Annotated in this window: 9 protein-coding genes; 8 read left to right on the top strand and 1 reads right to left on the bottom strand. The window is 68.5% G+C overall.

Going from position 1 to position 14,640, the window contains the following annotated elements; genetic code table 11:
* The first annotated feature begins 9 nt into the window (after positions 1–9).
* The 8 genes from BUF17_RS15760 to BUF17_RS15725 all read left to right on the top strand — a co-directional run bounded on the left by BUF17_RS15760 (position 10) and on the right by BUF17_RS15725 (position 13,049).
* Positions 10–1,644, top strand: coding sequence for a dihydroxyacetone kinase subunit DhaK (locus tag BUF17_RS15760; protein ID WP_073630401.1), 1,635 nt, complete (start codon positions 10–12; stop codon positions 1,642–1,644).
* 31 nt (positions 1,645–1,675) lie between these two features.
* The gene (dhaL, locus tag BUF17_RS15755) at positions 1,676–2,290 is read left to right on the top strand and encodes a dihydroxyacetone kinase subunit DhaL (RefSeq protein WP_073630399.1); all 615 of its coding nucleotides are present in this window, start codon (positions 1,676–1,678) and stop codon (positions 2,288–2,290) included.
* A 2-nt stretch (positions 2,291–2,292) separates the two neighbouring features.
* Positions 2,293–2,700 carry a dihydroxyacetone kinase phosphoryl donor subunit DhaM gene (gene dhaM, locus BUF17_RS15750; protein WP_073630662.1) on the top strand — a complete coding sequence of 136 codons (408 nt, stop codon included), beginning with the start codon at positions 2,293–2,295 and terminating at the stop codon, positions 2,698–2,700.
* Complete coding sequence (locus BUF17_RS15745; RefSeq protein ID WP_073630397.1) at positions 2,700–3,050, top strand: HPr family phosphocarrier protein; 351 nt, start codon at positions 2,700–2,702, stop codon at positions 3,048–3,050. The genes dhaM and BUF17_RS15745 overlap by 1 nt, the downstream gene beginning before the upstream one ends.
* Complete coding sequence (locus BUF17_RS15740; RefSeq protein WP_073630395.1) at positions 3,034–4,668, top strand: putative PEP-binding protein; 1,635 nt, start codon at positions 3,034–3,036, stop codon at positions 4,666–4,668. The genes BUF17_RS15745 and BUF17_RS15740 overlap by 17 nt, the downstream gene beginning before the upstream one ends.
* A gap of 3 nt (positions 4,669–4,671) precedes the next feature.
* Positions 4,672–5,082, top strand: coding sequence for a hypothetical protein (locus BUF17_RS15735; protein WP_073630393.1), 411 nt, complete (start codon positions 4,672–4,674; stop codon positions 5,080–5,082).
* A gap of 63 nt (positions 5,083–5,145) precedes the next feature.
* Positions 5,146–6,147, top strand: coding sequence for a dihydroxyacetone kinase subunit DhaK (locus BUF17_RS15730; protein WP_073630660.1), 1,002 nt, complete (start codon positions 5,146–5,148; stop codon positions 6,145–6,147).
* Positions 6,148–6,983: 836 nt separating this feature from the next.
* Positions 6,984–13,049 carry an autotransporter outer membrane beta-barrel domain-containing protein gene (locus BUF17_RS15725; protein ID WP_073630391.1) on the top strand — a complete coding sequence of 2,022 codons (6,066 nt, stop codon included), beginning with the start codon at positions 6,984–6,986 and terminating at the stop codon, positions 13,047–13,049.
* A gap of 230 nt (positions 13,050–13,279) precedes the next feature.
* Here the strand turns inward: BUF17_RS15725 and BUF17_RS15720 are convergent, their stop codons facing one another.
* Positions 13,280–14,599 (bottom strand): NHLP bacteriocin system secretion protein, encoded by a 1,320-nt coding sequence (locus BUF17_RS15720; RefSeq protein WP_073630389.1) that lies wholly within the window; start codon positions 14,597–14,599, stop codon positions 13,280–13,282.
* Positions 14,600–14,640 lie beyond the last annotated feature (41 nt).

Here is a 14,640-nt window from a genome sequence, read left to right as displayed (position 1 = left end):
AAGGCAGCGATGAAACACTTCTTCAACCGCCGCGAAAGCATCGTCACCGAGGCGCTGGACGGCCTGCTGCGGACGTCCCCGCCGGGCCGCCTCGCCCGGCTCGACACCTATCCCGACATCAAGGTCGTGCTGCGTGCCGACTGGGACAAGTCGAAGGTGGCGGTGGTCTCAGGCGGCGGCGCTGGCCATGAGCCCTCCCACGCCGGCTTCGTCGGCCGCGGCCTGCTCACCGCCGCCGTGTCGGGCGAGATCTTCGCATCGCCCAGCGTCGAGGCCGTGCTCGCCGCGATCCGGGCGGTCACCGGGGCACCCGGCTGCCTGCTCGTCGTGAAGAACTATACCGGCGACCGGCTCAATTTCGGCCTCGCCGCGGAACGCGCCCGCGCCGAAGGCTTCAAGGTCGAGATGGTGATCGTCGCCGACGACATCGCCTTGCCCGATCTCGACCAGCCGCGCGGCGTCGCGGGCACCCTGTTCGTGCACAAGATCGCCGGTCACCATGCCGAGACGGGCGCGGACCTCGCGACCGTCGCCGCCGCGGCGCGGTCCGCTGCCGGCGACATCGCCTCCCTCGGCGTGTCGCTGTCGTCCTGCTCCATTCCCGGTCAGGCCCACGAGGCTCGGCTCGGGGCCGACGAGGGCGAACTCGGCCTCGGCATTCACGGTGAGCCCGGCGTCGAGCGCATCCCGCTCCAGGCGGCCGAGGCCATCACGACGCTGATGGCGGAGCGGCTCGCCGCGAAGCTCGTGCCCGGTGCCGACCACGCGCTGCTGATCAACAATCTCGGCGCCGTCCCACCTTTGGAAATGAGCCTGATCGCCGACACGGTGCTGCGCTCCCCGCTCGGCGCGCGCGTCAAGCTCGTCATCGGCCCGGCGGCGCTGATGACCGCGCTCAACATGAACGGCTTCTCCCTCTCCCTGCTCCGGCTCGATGCCGGGCGCGAGGCGGCGCTCGTCTCGGCGGTCGAGCCGCTCGCATGGCGCCCGGCCGTCGCGACGAGCCCGGTGCAGACCGTGCCGGCCCCGGCGGCGGTTCACGATGCGGCACCTGCGGCCAGCCGCGATCCGGCGGTGGAGGCCGTGATCCTGTTGGCCTGCACGACCCTGATGGGGCTGGAAGAGGAACTCAACCGCCTCGACGCGCGCGCTGGCGACGGCGATACCGGCTCGACGGTCGCGACCGGGGCGCGCGCGATCGAAGCCCGTCTTGCCGCACTGCCGCTGGCGGACCCCGCTGCCACGATGCAGGCCATCGGCGAGACGCTCGGGCAGGCCATGGGTGGTTCGAGCGGCGTGCTGATGTCGATCTTCTTCACGGCGAGCGCGAAGGCGATGCGCGAGACCGGCGACCTCGCCGCCGCCCTCCTTGCCGGCCTCGACCGCATGACCTTCTATGGAGGCGCGACGCCCGGCGCCCGCACGCTGGTGGATGCGCTCGATCCGGCGCTCAGGGCGCTCGGACCGTCGGGGCTCACTGCCGCGGCCGCCGCGGCCGTCGAGGGCGCCGAGGCAACGCGGGCGATGACCCGGGCGCGTGCCGGCCGGGCCGCCTATGTCGGGGCGCGCGATCTCGAGGGCTCGCCCGATCCGGGCGCCGTCGCGGTGGCGCGGGTGTTCGAGGCGCTGGCGCGCGCCGGCTGAGGACGGCAGCGGCGGGAGAGGAGGCAGACGGATGCAACTCGATCCCGGGGATCTCTCGGAACTGATCTCGCTCTGCCGCGCCGAGATCGACCGGCACGGCGACCACCTGACGGTGCTCGACAGCGCCATCGGCGACGGCGACCACGGCGCCAACATGCGCCGGGGTCTCGAAGCCGTGTTCGCCGAGCGCGAGGCCATCGCCGCCCTCCCCCTCCCCGCCGCACTGGAGCGGATCGGCTTCGTTCTGGTGATGAGCATCGGCGGTGCCGCCGGCCCGCTTTACGGCACGCTGATGATGGAGCTCGGGCGCGGGCTCGCCCCCGACGCCGACGCCGACGGCTTCGCCGCGACGCTGGAACGGGCGATCGCCGCGGTCGCCCGGCGCGGCCGGGCCGAGCCCGGCGACAAGACCCTGCTCGACGTGCTCTATCCTGTGCAGGCGGAGGTGCTGAAGCGCTCGGCGCCGGAGCGCATCGCCGCCTGCGCCCGCTCCGCCGCGCAATCGACCGGGCCGATGCAGGCGCGGCGCGGCCGCGCCGCCTTTCTCGGCCCGCGCTCCATCGGTTATGAGGACCCCGGCGCGTCGAGCTGCGCGCTGCTGGCTGCCGCCATCTGCGGCTATTTCGCGGAGCAACGCGCGTCATGAGCATGACCGGCCCCGGGGAGCGCCCGGCCAATGTGGGCATCGTGATCGTGTCGCACTCGCCCCTGGTGGCGCGCGGCGCGGCCGACATGGTGCGCCAGATGGTGGGCGACTGCGTGCCGCTCGCCTGGACCGGCGGCAATGCCGAGGGCGGCCTCGGCACCCACGTCGCCGGCATTCAGGCGGCGATCGAGGCGGCGTGGTCGGATGCCGGCGTCGCGATCTTCGTCGATCTCGGCGGCGCCGAAACCAACAGCGAGACGGCCGCCGAACTGCTCGGTGCCGCGCGGGCGGCGCGCATCGTCGTCTGCAACGCGCCGCTGGTGGAAGGCGCGGTCGTGGCGGCGGCCGAAGCCTCCGGCGGCTCCAGCCTCGCCAAGGTCGTGGCGACGGCCGAGGAGCTGTCGCCCTGATGAGAGAGTCCAATTCCCGCGTTCCGCGTGAGAATGCCGGCAAGAGCTGGCAGACCGAGGTCGAGGTGACCCACGGCATCGGCCTGCACGCCCGGCCCTCCGTCACCTTCACCCGCCTCGCCAAGAGCTTCCCGTGCCTGATCGAGGTGGCGGTCGACGGCTCGGCCGAGTGGCTGAACGGCAAGAGCATCGTCAAGATCATGGGGGCCCGCATCCGCCGAGGCACGCGCCTGCGCATCCGGGCCGAAGGCTCCCGCGCCGAGGAGGCGATCCTTGCGCTGAGCGAGCTGGTGCGGCGCAATTTCGACGAGGACCGCAAGCTCGGACGGGCCGATGGTCGGCCCGGCTGAGGCGCGGGCGCGCGAGCGTCCCGGCACGCCGGCCTCGCCCGGCCGGGCGTCCGGTCCCGTCTTCCGGGCGCGTGAGGACGGCCCTGCGACGCCCGGTCCGGCCGGCGGCGATGACGGTGCGGCGCTGCGGGCGGCGGTGGAGATCGCCGTCGCCGAACTGCGCGCGCTCGCCGAGGGTACCGGCGGTCTCGGCCACGGTGTGCTCGATTTCCAGATCGAGATGCTGCTCGATGAGGAGATCCTCGTTCCCGCGCTCGCCCGCATCGAGCGGGGAGAGGGGGCGGCGCTGGCATGGGCCGGCGCCATGGCCGACTATATCGACGCCTTCCGCGGTGGCGAGGCCGACGACGATGCCTTCGCCGAGCGGGCGTCCGATCTCGCCGACCTGCGGCAGCGCGTGCTCGATGCGCTTGCCGGAAGTCGCGCGCCGGATTTCCCGGCCGGGACGATCTATCTCGGTCACGATATGCCGCCGAGCCGGTTCCTGGCCCACGACTGGTCGAAGGGTGGCGCCATCGCACTCGGCGCCGGCAGTGCCGCCGGCCATGTCGCCCTGCTGGCGCGCGCCCAGGGCGTGCCCATGGTCGTGGGTCTCGGCGACATCGCCGCGATCGACGGCGATATCATCCTCGTCGACGGCGACCGGGGACTGGTGCGGCCGGGCGCGCTCCCGATGCCGGATACGTCCCCGGGCTTTGTCCCGTCCCCCTTGGGCGGTCCGCAGGCGGCGCCCGGCGAAACCGCTGCCGCCGCGGAACGGATGCGGGTTCTCGTCAACCTCAACACGCTGTCCGATCTCGATGCCGTCGACCCCGCCACGGTGGACGGCGTCGGCCTCGTCCGCACCGAGTTCCTGTTTCTCTCTCTGGCCGAGGCGCTCAGCGAGGAGCGCCACTTCGCCAGCTACCGCCGCATCGTGGAAGGCATGGCCGGCCGGCCGGTGACGGTGCGGATGCTCGATTTCGGCGGGGACAAGCCGCTCCCCGGGCTCGCGGAGGGCGGGCCGGCCTCGCTCCTCGGCCTGCGCGGCATCCGCCTGCTGCTCGCCCACCCCGAACTCGCCCGGACGCAGGCGCGGGCGCTGCTGCGCGCCGCCGCGCTCGGCGACGTCCGCGTGCTCCTTCCCATGGTCACGCTGCCGGAGGAGGTCGCGGCGATGGAAGGGCTGTTCGACGATGAGGCGGCCCGTCTCGCCCGGGCCGGCACCGCCTTCCGCCGCCCGCCGCTCGGCATCATGGTCGAGGTGCCGGCGGTCGCACTGACGCTGGACCTGTTCGACCGGGCGGCCTTCTTTTCGGTTGGGACCAACGACCTGATGCAGTATCTGTCGGCGGCGTCGCGGGACGACCCGGCGGTGGCCCACCTGAACGCGCGCTCCGGGATCGCGCTGTTCCGCCTCTTGGACCGGATCCGCGCCGATGCCGATGCGCTCGGCAAGCCGGTGTCGGTCTGCGGCGACCTCGCCGGCGATCCGGACGGCCTCGCCCGCCTGATCGGGATCGGCTTCCGGGAAGTCTCGGTCGTGCGCGGTCGGCTGGCGGCAATGCGCGCTCATTTGCACGGCCTGAGCGGCGCATCGGCGCTCGTAAACCGCGCATCGGCGCGCACGAAAGGCTAGTGCATGGCGCGGGAACCTATCGACGAAGCGGTGATCGCGTACAAGACGCTTTTGGCCGACATCCTCGACAACCGCCCGTCCGGCACCCGCCAGAGGCTCGCGACGGCGCTCGGCAAGCACCGCAGCTTCGTCACCCAGGTGACGAGCCCGGCCTACGACACCCCCCTGCCCGCCCGCCACCTGCCGACCATCTTCCGCGTCTGCCATTTCAGCCCGGCCGAGCAGGAGCGCTTTCTGGTGGTCTATCAGTCGGCCCATCCCGGACGGTTGCCGGATGCGGGCGGCGGGGAGAAACTGCGTCCGCTGACGCTGATGGCGCCGGATTTCGGTGACGACAAGAAAAACCGCCGGTTTGACGACGCCATCGCCGAACTGGTGCAGAAAATGGCCGCCCTGGTGAACGGAGAGGAGTGACGTGTCCGCCCCGACATCATCGCCATGCCGCTGCTTCTTCTCATCCGTCCGGAATCCGGTGAGATGAAGCGGATCATGAATGCGCCCGAAAGCTTCGTGGCCGAAAGCCTCGCCGGGCTCGTGCGGGCGCACGAGGCGCTGGTGGCCTTCGGCAGCGATCGCAAATTCGTGCGGCGGCGCCATCTGACGCCGGGCAAGGTGGCGCTGATCGCCGGAGGCGGAGCCGGCCACGAGCCGATGCACTCCGGCTTCGTCGGGCGCGGAATGCTCGATGCCGCCTGCACCGGCCACGTCTTCACCTCGCCCACGCCGGACCAGATCGTCGCCGCCATGGACGAGACCGATACCGGCGCCGGCTGTCTGCTGATCGTGAAGAACTTCGACGGCGACGTCATGAACTTCGAGATGGCGGCCGAGATGGCCTCCGGCCGTCACGCCATCGAGATGGTCGTCGTCGAGGACGATGCCGCGACCGGGGCCGGGGTGCGCAGCCGTGGCCGGCGGGGCATGGCGGGAACCATGATCGTCGAGAAGCTCATCGGCGCCGCTGCCGAGCGGGGCGCCGGCCTCGCCGATCTGAGGGCGCTCGGTGAAAACCTCAACCGCCGCATCCGCTCGATGGGCGTGGCGCTCCGGGGCGTGACGGTTCCCAACAATCCGCGCGAAACCTTCTCCCTCGGTCCGGACGAGATGGAGATCGGGATCGGCATCCACGGCGAGCCGGGGCTGCAGCGGGCACGTTTCACCAGCGCCGACGAGATCGTGCGCGTGCTGGGCGAGCGCATTCTGGCGGAAATCCGGGCGGAAATGGCGCTCGGCGTCCGAGGGCGGCCGCTGCTTCTCGTCAACGGCTTCGGCGGCACGCCGCCGATCGAACTCTATCTCGCGCAGGGCATCGCGCACCGGTTCTTCGAGGAAAACGGCATCATGCCGGAGCGGTCGCTGACGGGAACCTTCGTGACATCGCTCGACATGGCAGGGATGTCGATCACACTGGCCCTTCTGGACGACGCGCAGGTCGAACTGTGGACCGCGCCGGTGGAAACCCCCGGCCTGCGCTGGTAGCCCCGCCGAGCCGGCCACATCGGCTCGCCTTTGCGGCGATCCCAGGCTCGTTTCCAGGAACCGGCCGCTACGCCGTCGCCATTCTACCGGTGGCTCGGAGTCCTGTGATACTCGCCAGGGGTGTATTCGTGCATTATAGCGCGCTCCGCGGACGTGAAGTTTCGCTCAATGTTCGAATGGCTCGCGACCGATGGAAATGACCTCTGTCTCGTGAGTCCTGGAGGCATGTCTTTATTCGACGTGTCGCAGTTTTAATCTTTTACGACTGATTCTTTCATTTTATTTCATTGTCGCTGGCCAGCCCTGTCCTGTAGAGCAGAGGCTGGAACTTTGATGCCGGGCGCGCGGGGGCGTGCAGGTCCGGCAATGCGGGGGTCAGAATGTTCGTAAAGAGTGAGTGGTCGCCGCGCGCGGGCGGCGGGGCAGCGCGTTCGGAAAACGAGGCCGGCCGTATCACGCGCCGGTCCCGCATGCGGCGTGGGGGCGCCGCCATGCTGCTCGGCGGGTCGAGCCTTCTGGCCGTTCTTGCGGGTACCGGCGTCCAGGCTGTCGCCGGAGAAAGGGGATACGTTATCCGGGACAACACGCCCAGCCCGAGCGGCCGCGATGGCGATGTTGAAGCTCCGTCCTGGTTTGCGATCTGGGTTCTTGGAGAAACGAAGTCCACCGTCAAAGCTTATCCGCTTGATGGAAGTCCAGGCCGCAGTATCAAGTATGAGAACATCTACAACAGCAATAATACAGGCTGGAGTACGCAGGATTTAATCGGAACGACGTGGAGGAGCCTCGGTTACGACAAGCTCTGGGGTGCGATCGCGTCTCCCAGTGGCGTTGTTGTGCTCGGTTCCGTCGGTGGCCGAGGCGGCGACGGATCGAAGACCTCTCTCGATTCAGAGAAGGACTACGACCTGCAATACCAGAACGGCGCCAACGGCGGACGTGGCGGCGATGTCAGTTTCACCCAGACCACGGTTCTGCCCGCAAAGACCGCGCTCTGGCTTCAGGCCAGCGGAACCGGCAAGGACAACGGCGCCGTAATTCAACTCTATTCGCAGGGCGGCAAGGGCGGCTACAGCCTGTCCGACGCCGGCAAGGGGGGAGATGGCGGGACCGTCAAGCTGGTGTTCGGCAGCGAGACGACGCAGGGAAGCCGCACTGTCATAACGTCGTGGATGAGCCAGTTCGCGGCGGTGTGGGCGCAGTCGCGCGGTGGCGACGGGGGCAACGGCGGCAGTTTCGATCGCGCCACCGGCGGCAAGGCGGGCAACGTGTCGGTCACGCTTCAGGGCGAGACGTCGATGTCCACCAATGGCAGCAGCGCGCCCGTGGTCATCGCGGAATCCCTCGGTGGAAACGGCGGCACGGAAAGCAGTTCAAACACGCTCGGCGTGGCACCTCCGGGCGGAGGCAATGCCGCGGAGGCGAAGCTGACCGTCGGCTCCGCCGTCCAACTCGTCGCCTATCGGGCGTCCTCGCCGGGCGTGATCGTGCAGTCCGTCGGCGGTGCCGGCGGCTACAGTTCCGCGTGGGTGAACGGCTCGGACGGATCGCCGGGTGGCAACGGCGGCGCGGCGATCGCGACGCTTGACGGGACGATCGAGACCAAGGAGGCCGGTTCGCCCGGTCTGATCATTCAATCCGTCGGCGGGGTCGGCGGCAAGGGTGGCCGTGGACTCATCGTGGGCGGCGACGGCGGCAATGCCGGTTCGGGCGGCTCCGTCACTGCCACCCAACGTGGGACGATCGAAACCGACGGAACGGCATCCGTCGGAATCCTCGCTCAGAGCGTCGGAGGCGGCAGCGCCACGGGTGCGTTCAGGTCTGCCATTGCCTCGGCCGGGAGCGGTGGCTCCGGCGGGAACGCGGGAATTCTCTTCTTCGGCTGGGGTGGAGACGGCGGCCGTGGCGGCACCGGCGGCACCGTCACGGTCGAGAACAGCGGCGTCATATTGACCAAGGGGGATCGTGCGGCGGGCATTCTGGCCCAGTCGATCGGCGGCGGCGGCGGTGGCGGCGGTGACGCGACCGCGGTGGGGCTCATCTTCAGTGCCGCACTTGGGGGCAAGGGCGCCGACGGCAATACCGGCGGTGACGTCACCGTCAGGAACGCCAAATCCCAGTCGGCGGGTTCGATCACGACGAAGGGACAGTTCGCGTCCGGCATTCTGGCCCAGTCGATCGGCGGCGGTGGCGGCGTCGGCGGCGATGCCACGGCCATCTCGGCCGGCCCGCAGGTCTCGATCGCGCGTGCCGTGGGCGGTTCCGGCGGCAAGGGCAGCACCGGCGGTACGGTCAGCGTCGTCAACGAACTCAGCGTCAACACCACCGGCCGGAATTCGTCCGCCATCTCGGCCATGAGCATCGGCGGCGGTGGCGGCGCGGGTGGCGATGCACTGGCATTCACGGCGGCCATCGGCGCGAAGACGTATCCGAGCGTGTCGTTCGCCTGGTCCACAGGGGGGAACGGTGGCACGGGCAATCTCGGCGGCAAAGTCAGCGTGACAAATGCCGCGGAGATCAAGACCGAAGGCAGTCTCTCTCACGGCATCAATGCCCTGAGCATCGGCGGGGGCGGCGGCGATGGCGGCACCGCCCGATCCGCTTCGCTGAACATTCCGTTCGCCAGCAACCTCGATTTCAACTTCAACATCACCACCGGTGGCAACGGCGGCTCGGGCGGCAAAGGCGGAACCGTCGAGGTCACGAACAGCAGCGGCATCACCACCAAGGGCACGGCCTCGATCGGTATCGCGGCCTACAGCATCGGCGGCGGCGGCGGCAATGGCGGCAATGCCGAGGTCCTGGCGAAGGATCTCATCGCTCTGGCGAAGGGCTTTTCAATCACGGGGACGTGGAAGACCGGCGGGAAGGGCGGCGACGGCAACGAAGGCGGCACGGTCAAGATCACGAATACCGGCGACATCACGACCGAGCAACTCGCCTCGACCGGCATTGTTGCCGCCAGCATCGGCGGCGGCGGCGGTAACGGCGGCGACACCCGGCCGATCGATCTGGGATCGCTGCTGAGCGGCACCGTCTCGACCGTCTCCTATGTCAATCTCGTCGGACAGACCAAATCGCTTTCCATCAATAACGGCGTCGGTGGAGCCGGTGGCGTCGGCAATATCGGTGGCACGGTCACCGTCGACAACAGCGGCTCGATCACCACCCGGGCCGACGGAGCCGCCGGCATTCTGGCGCAAAGCGTCGGCGGCGGCGGCGGTATCGGCGGGTTGTCGCAGACGGACGGGTCCGGAAATGTCTCGGGCACACTGACCATCGGCGGCAACGGCGGTAACGGCAACAACGGCGGCAGCGTGACCGTTACCACCACGAAGCAGGCAGGCCAGACGACTGAAAAGCAGATCTCCACCGGCGGGAATGCGTCCTACGCGATCTTCGCGCAGTCTATCGGCGGCGGTGGCGGCAGCGGTGGCGCTGCGACCTCCTCTTCCGGCGGGATCGATTCAAGCCAGGCGGGCACCCTGGGTAAGGCCGCCGCCAAGAATCTCCTCGCCTATTATCTGAGCAGCGGCACGAAGGCGAAGATCGGCGTTTTCGCCGAAAGCATCATGGCCCGGATTCCCGGCCTCAGCAAAGTCAGCGGCGCGACACGGGAAGGCATCAAGGGCATGAAGCCCTCGTTTCCGGTCTCGGTCTCCCTCAATCACGCGGTCGGCGGAGAAGGGGGGGCCGGCGGGAACGGCGGCAGCGTGACCGTTACCAACGCCATGAAGCTTTCGACGGGCGGCAACAGCGCCGCGGCGATCTTTGCCCAGTCGGTCGGCGGTGGTGGTGGCAACGGCGGCGTCATGCAGGTTGCGAGCGACAAGCTGTTCACCTATCGCGGCACGACGGGAGGCTCCGGCAGCGGCGGCGGCTCGGGCGGTGCCGTGACCGTCACGAGCACGGGCGTCATCGAGACGATCGGCAAGGCTTCGTCCGGCATCATCGCCCAGAGCGTGGGCGGCGGCGGCGGCATCTCCACCACCGGAATTGATTTCCAGGCGAGCGGAAATGCGTACGACAAGGCTGAAAAGCCCTTCAATTTCACATGGATCTCGGGCGGTACGAATGGCATTGCCGGCGACGGCAAGGCGGTAACCGTCTCGAGTTCGGCGGCCATCACGACCAAGGGCAATGAATCCCACGGCATCGTCGCCCAGTCGATCGGTGGCGGCGGCGGTGTCTCCATCGTCGACGTCTATAATCCGGACAACATCATCGAGGCAAAGAAGAAGCTCGACGAGAGCAGCAAGCAAATCCTCAAATCATACGGTCTGGATATCGATGAGGAATTTGCCAATGCGACGAAAATCATCGCCAACACCCAGAACACGCCTCTGCAGCAGACCGTGGAGCTTGGCGGCAAGTCGAGTGCCCCGAGCGCCGGTGGCATCGTGACGGTGAACCTCAACAGTTCGATCTCCACCGGTACCGACCCGAGCGAAGGCGCAGGCTCCGGTTCCATGGGGGCCATCGGTATCATCGCCCAATCGATCGGCGGCGGCGGCGGCATGATCTCCGCCGGTGGTGGCGCAGGTGTCAGTCTGAAGACGAACCTCGGGGGCATCCTCGGCGGCGTCGGAAGCAGGGGCGACGGCGATGCCGTCACGGTCAATTTCGGCAACGCGAGTTCCATATCGACCAAGGGCGATGGGGCCATCGGCGTGCTGGCCCAATCGATCGGCGGCGGCGGCGGCTATGTGGGCGCGTTCAGTCCCACGCAGGCATCCTTCGGCGCGATGCTGTCCGCTTCAATCAACAGCGCGGGTTCCGGCGGGAAGATCACGATCTCCTCGAAGCAAGACAACGGAACCCGAAACAAGGTGACGATCACCACAACCGGTGCAAAGGCGCACGGCGTCTTCGCCCAGAGCCTTGGCGGCGGCGGCGGCATGGTGTTCGGGGCGGATATTCCGTCCGCGAACACGATCGCTGCCCGACAGGGCGTCTCAGGTTCCGGCAAGCCGATCGAGATCAATCTCGCAGGCACGATCCAGGCGAAGGGTTCGAATTCCTACGGCATCTTCGCGCAGAGCGGTGTCCAGGGTGTCGACGGGCAGGCCATCGTTACCACGACCCGAGGAGCCACCGTCATGAACGGCGGCGGCAGAATCAGCATCGACTACAGCGGAACCATCGTCGGCGGCTCCGGCAACGGCGCGGCCATACGGATCGACGGTGGTTCGATCAAGACGGCTCCCAGCGAGAGCAACAAGATCGTGATCGGCGCCGGCTCCAGCATCAGTGCCGTCTCGAACAAGGCGATCCTGTCGTCGTTTGGCTCCGAAAGCGTCTCGAACTTCGGCACGATCACCGGCGACATCAATCTTGCTACCGGCGGCACGACGGAGTGGAACGAGTTCCGCAACGAGGTCGGCGGCACCTATATCAGCGCCGGCACCGGGACGATCAATGTCAGCAACGGCTCTGGCTGGTTCTACAATGCCGGCACGTTCAATGTCGGTGGGGTCGGCACCATTGCCACGGCGACGGTCAAGACCGTCGATACCTGGCTCGGCGGCGTGCTCATGGTCGACGTCAACAGCGTCGCGGCACCCGGTGTCCAGAATGCCGACGTCCTGAAGACTGCCGCCATGACGCTCGACGGCGTGGCGATCCAGCCGCACGCGGTGGACGGATTGCTGCCCGGCACGTTCACAGTGATCTCGGCCTCGTCGATCGCCAATAACAAGGCACCGAGCGCCGGTGCGAGCCCGGCGAGCCCGATCTCGTGGACCGCGGCCCAGTCCGGGAACACGGTCACCATCTCGCCCTACGCCACGTTCCTGGCGAAGGCCAGCGGCAGCAACCCGAGCGATACGGAGCGCTCGCTGCTCAACAGCCTGCAGACGGCATGGAACACGAGCGACGTCGGCAAGGCGGATACCTTCGCGGAACTCGCCAACGTCGTCTCGGCTGAGCAATACCGCATGAAGATCGAGAGCATGAGCCGGACGGAGAATGTCGGTCAGTCCGCCTCCAGCCAGACGCTCGGCGCCCGCGACGCCACCCGGTTCTCGATGAGCTGCCCGGTGTTCGAGGGAACGACGACGATGGTCGGCGAGAGCCAGTGCGTGTGGTCGCGCGTCACCGGATCGCGCGTGGCGCAGTTCGATGGTGGCGATGCCGATGGCTTCACCGCGACCGCGATGAGCTACCGCGTCGGCGGCCAGTGGGAATTCTCGCCCGACTGGTTCCTCGGCGCGACCGCCGCCTACAACACCGACTGGGTGAAGACCAGCGACGGCCTGACCTCCATCGACGGCAGCGGCGGTGACGTTTCGGTCGCGCTGAAGCACCAGATGGGGCCGTGGCTCCTCGCCGGCGCGCTCAGCGCGGGCTATGGCAGCTACGAGTCCAGCAGCACCTTCTTCATCGGCGGCGACGGGTGGCAGGCGTTGAACACCTCGGACGTCTGGACGGCGAGCCTCAGGCTGCGCGCGGCCTACGAGTTCGCGTTCGCCAACTGGTATGTCCGGCCCTATGCCGATCTCGACGTGATCCACACCTATATGCCCGGCTACACGCTTGCCGGCGACGGTGCGGTGCTGCGGGCGGGCGACATGCGGGAGTGGACGGTGGCGTTCGAGCCGACGCTCGAAGTCGGCGCCCGCGTCAACATCGAGGGCTATGGCTGGCTGCGCCCCTACGCATCGGTGGGCGCGACGTTCATCGGCGGCAACGGCCTCAGCCAGAACGTGACGTTCTCGGACGGCGGCGATTCCGGCCTGAACTTCACCTCGACCACGGATGTACCGGACACGCTGTTCGACATCGGCGCGGGCGTGCAGTTCATGGCCAACGACAAGTACGAACTGCGCGGGGAGTACAAGGCGCAGATCGCCGACGACTATCTCGGCCAGGAAGTCAGCCTTCGCATGGCCATCCGCTTCTGATCGCGGGCGCCTCTCGGCGCGCCATTTCTGACTGCGCTACGGAACCCGCCTCCCTTCGTGGGGGCGGGTTTTTCCGTGCGACCTGGAGAGAGGCGTCTTGGGAGAGGGGCGTTCTGCGACGCCTCGGGCCGCGCGATCGAGACGAGCCCCATATCCGTCGCACCCGGCAAGCCGGCGGCTGCGATTCCGCACGGACCGGCGGGGGGCCACCGCCGCGCGTCGCCCGGACGTCAGTACGAGGCCTTCTCTGCCTCGCCCAGCGACGGGCCGCGCAGCATTTCCTTGACGGCGGGGACGAGGAGACCGAGCAGCGAGACGCGCTCCGTCAGCACCTTGGCGTCGAGAAGCGTGCCGGCGGTGATCTGGGTGTCCGGGCCGGCTGAGGTCGTCCATTTCAGGCCGCTCACCGTGCGCGGGTCCCGCTCCATCTCCACCGTCACCAGGAACGGCGGTCCGCTGGCGGTGAGCTTGCGGACGAGATCGTCGTTGCGCAGCATGTGACGAAGCTGTTCCGGGCTAGCGGCGACGTCGGGGACCCGCACGACGGTGCCCTCAATCGCACCGAACACATCGCGGCGCACCGAGGTCGGATCGATCAGGGCCTGCATCCCGACGCGGACCTTCTTGCCGTCCTTGGCCGGGACGAGCACCGCCGCGACCAGATGGGTTGCGCCCGGGCGCAGGGTCGAGAAGCTCTCGTCCACTGGCAGCAGGCTGACGAGCGGCGTGTCGAACCGCACGAGATCGCCGGGGAACACCTTCAGTTCCGAGACGATGCCGTACTGGGTGCTGCGCACCACGGTTTCGTTGCGAATGCGGTCCTTCAGCCGGTCGACCTGGCGCTGGGCCTGGGCCTTGCGGGCATCGAGCGCCTGAAGTTCGCGCTCGTACTGCGCCTTGCGCTCGCCTTCCGCCAGCAGCATGGCGAGGATGTCGCCCCGCTTGCCGGAGGTGCGCTCCAGAACCTCGGCGAGTTCCGCCTGGACCTGGAGATAGCGGTCAAACGTCGTGTTGCCGCTCCGGCGCAGGGTTTCCTGGCCCTCGGCGAGCTGTTCCAGCAGCGCGCGGCGCTTGTCGAGCAGCGCGATGGTCTCGCGGGCATTGGCCTCCTGCCGGGCCTGGAGGTCGGTGAACAGCCGCGCCGTCTGGTCCTGCAGCGCGCGGACCTTCTGTTCCTCGTGATTGATGAGATCGAGTTCGCTTTCGGCGAGCTTGAGGTCGGTTTCCAGCACCGGCTCGACGATGCGGGCGATCTCCTGCCCAGGGCTGACGCGCTGGCCGATATCGACGAGGACATCGGTGATGCGGCCGTCGTGGTCGGAGGCGACGGTAAATTCCAGCACGCCCTTGGAGCTCAGGATCACGCCCGTGCCGGAGACGGTGATCGGCACGCGGATGAAGATCGCCCCGACCACCGCCGCCACCACGATGGCGCACAGCATCAGCACCACGGCGGCGTAGCCCGGCTTGACCAGACGCAGCGCGGTCGCGAGCTGTTCGGGCCGTTGCAGCTGCGCCTGCGCCTCGGAGCGGAACAGGTTCGTGCTCATGGTGTCTCCGCCCCGTGGATGTGATCGCTTGTTGCGGTCCC

It is taken from the genome of Pseudoxanthobacter soli DSM 19599 (assembly GCF_900148505.1).
In the GTDB taxonomy this organism is placed as follows: Bacteria; Pseudomonadota; Alphaproteobacteria; order Rhizobiales; family Segnochrobactraceae; genus Pseudoxanthobacter; species Pseudoxanthobacter soli.
This window is presented reverse-complemented; position numbering and strand designations above follow the sequence as displayed.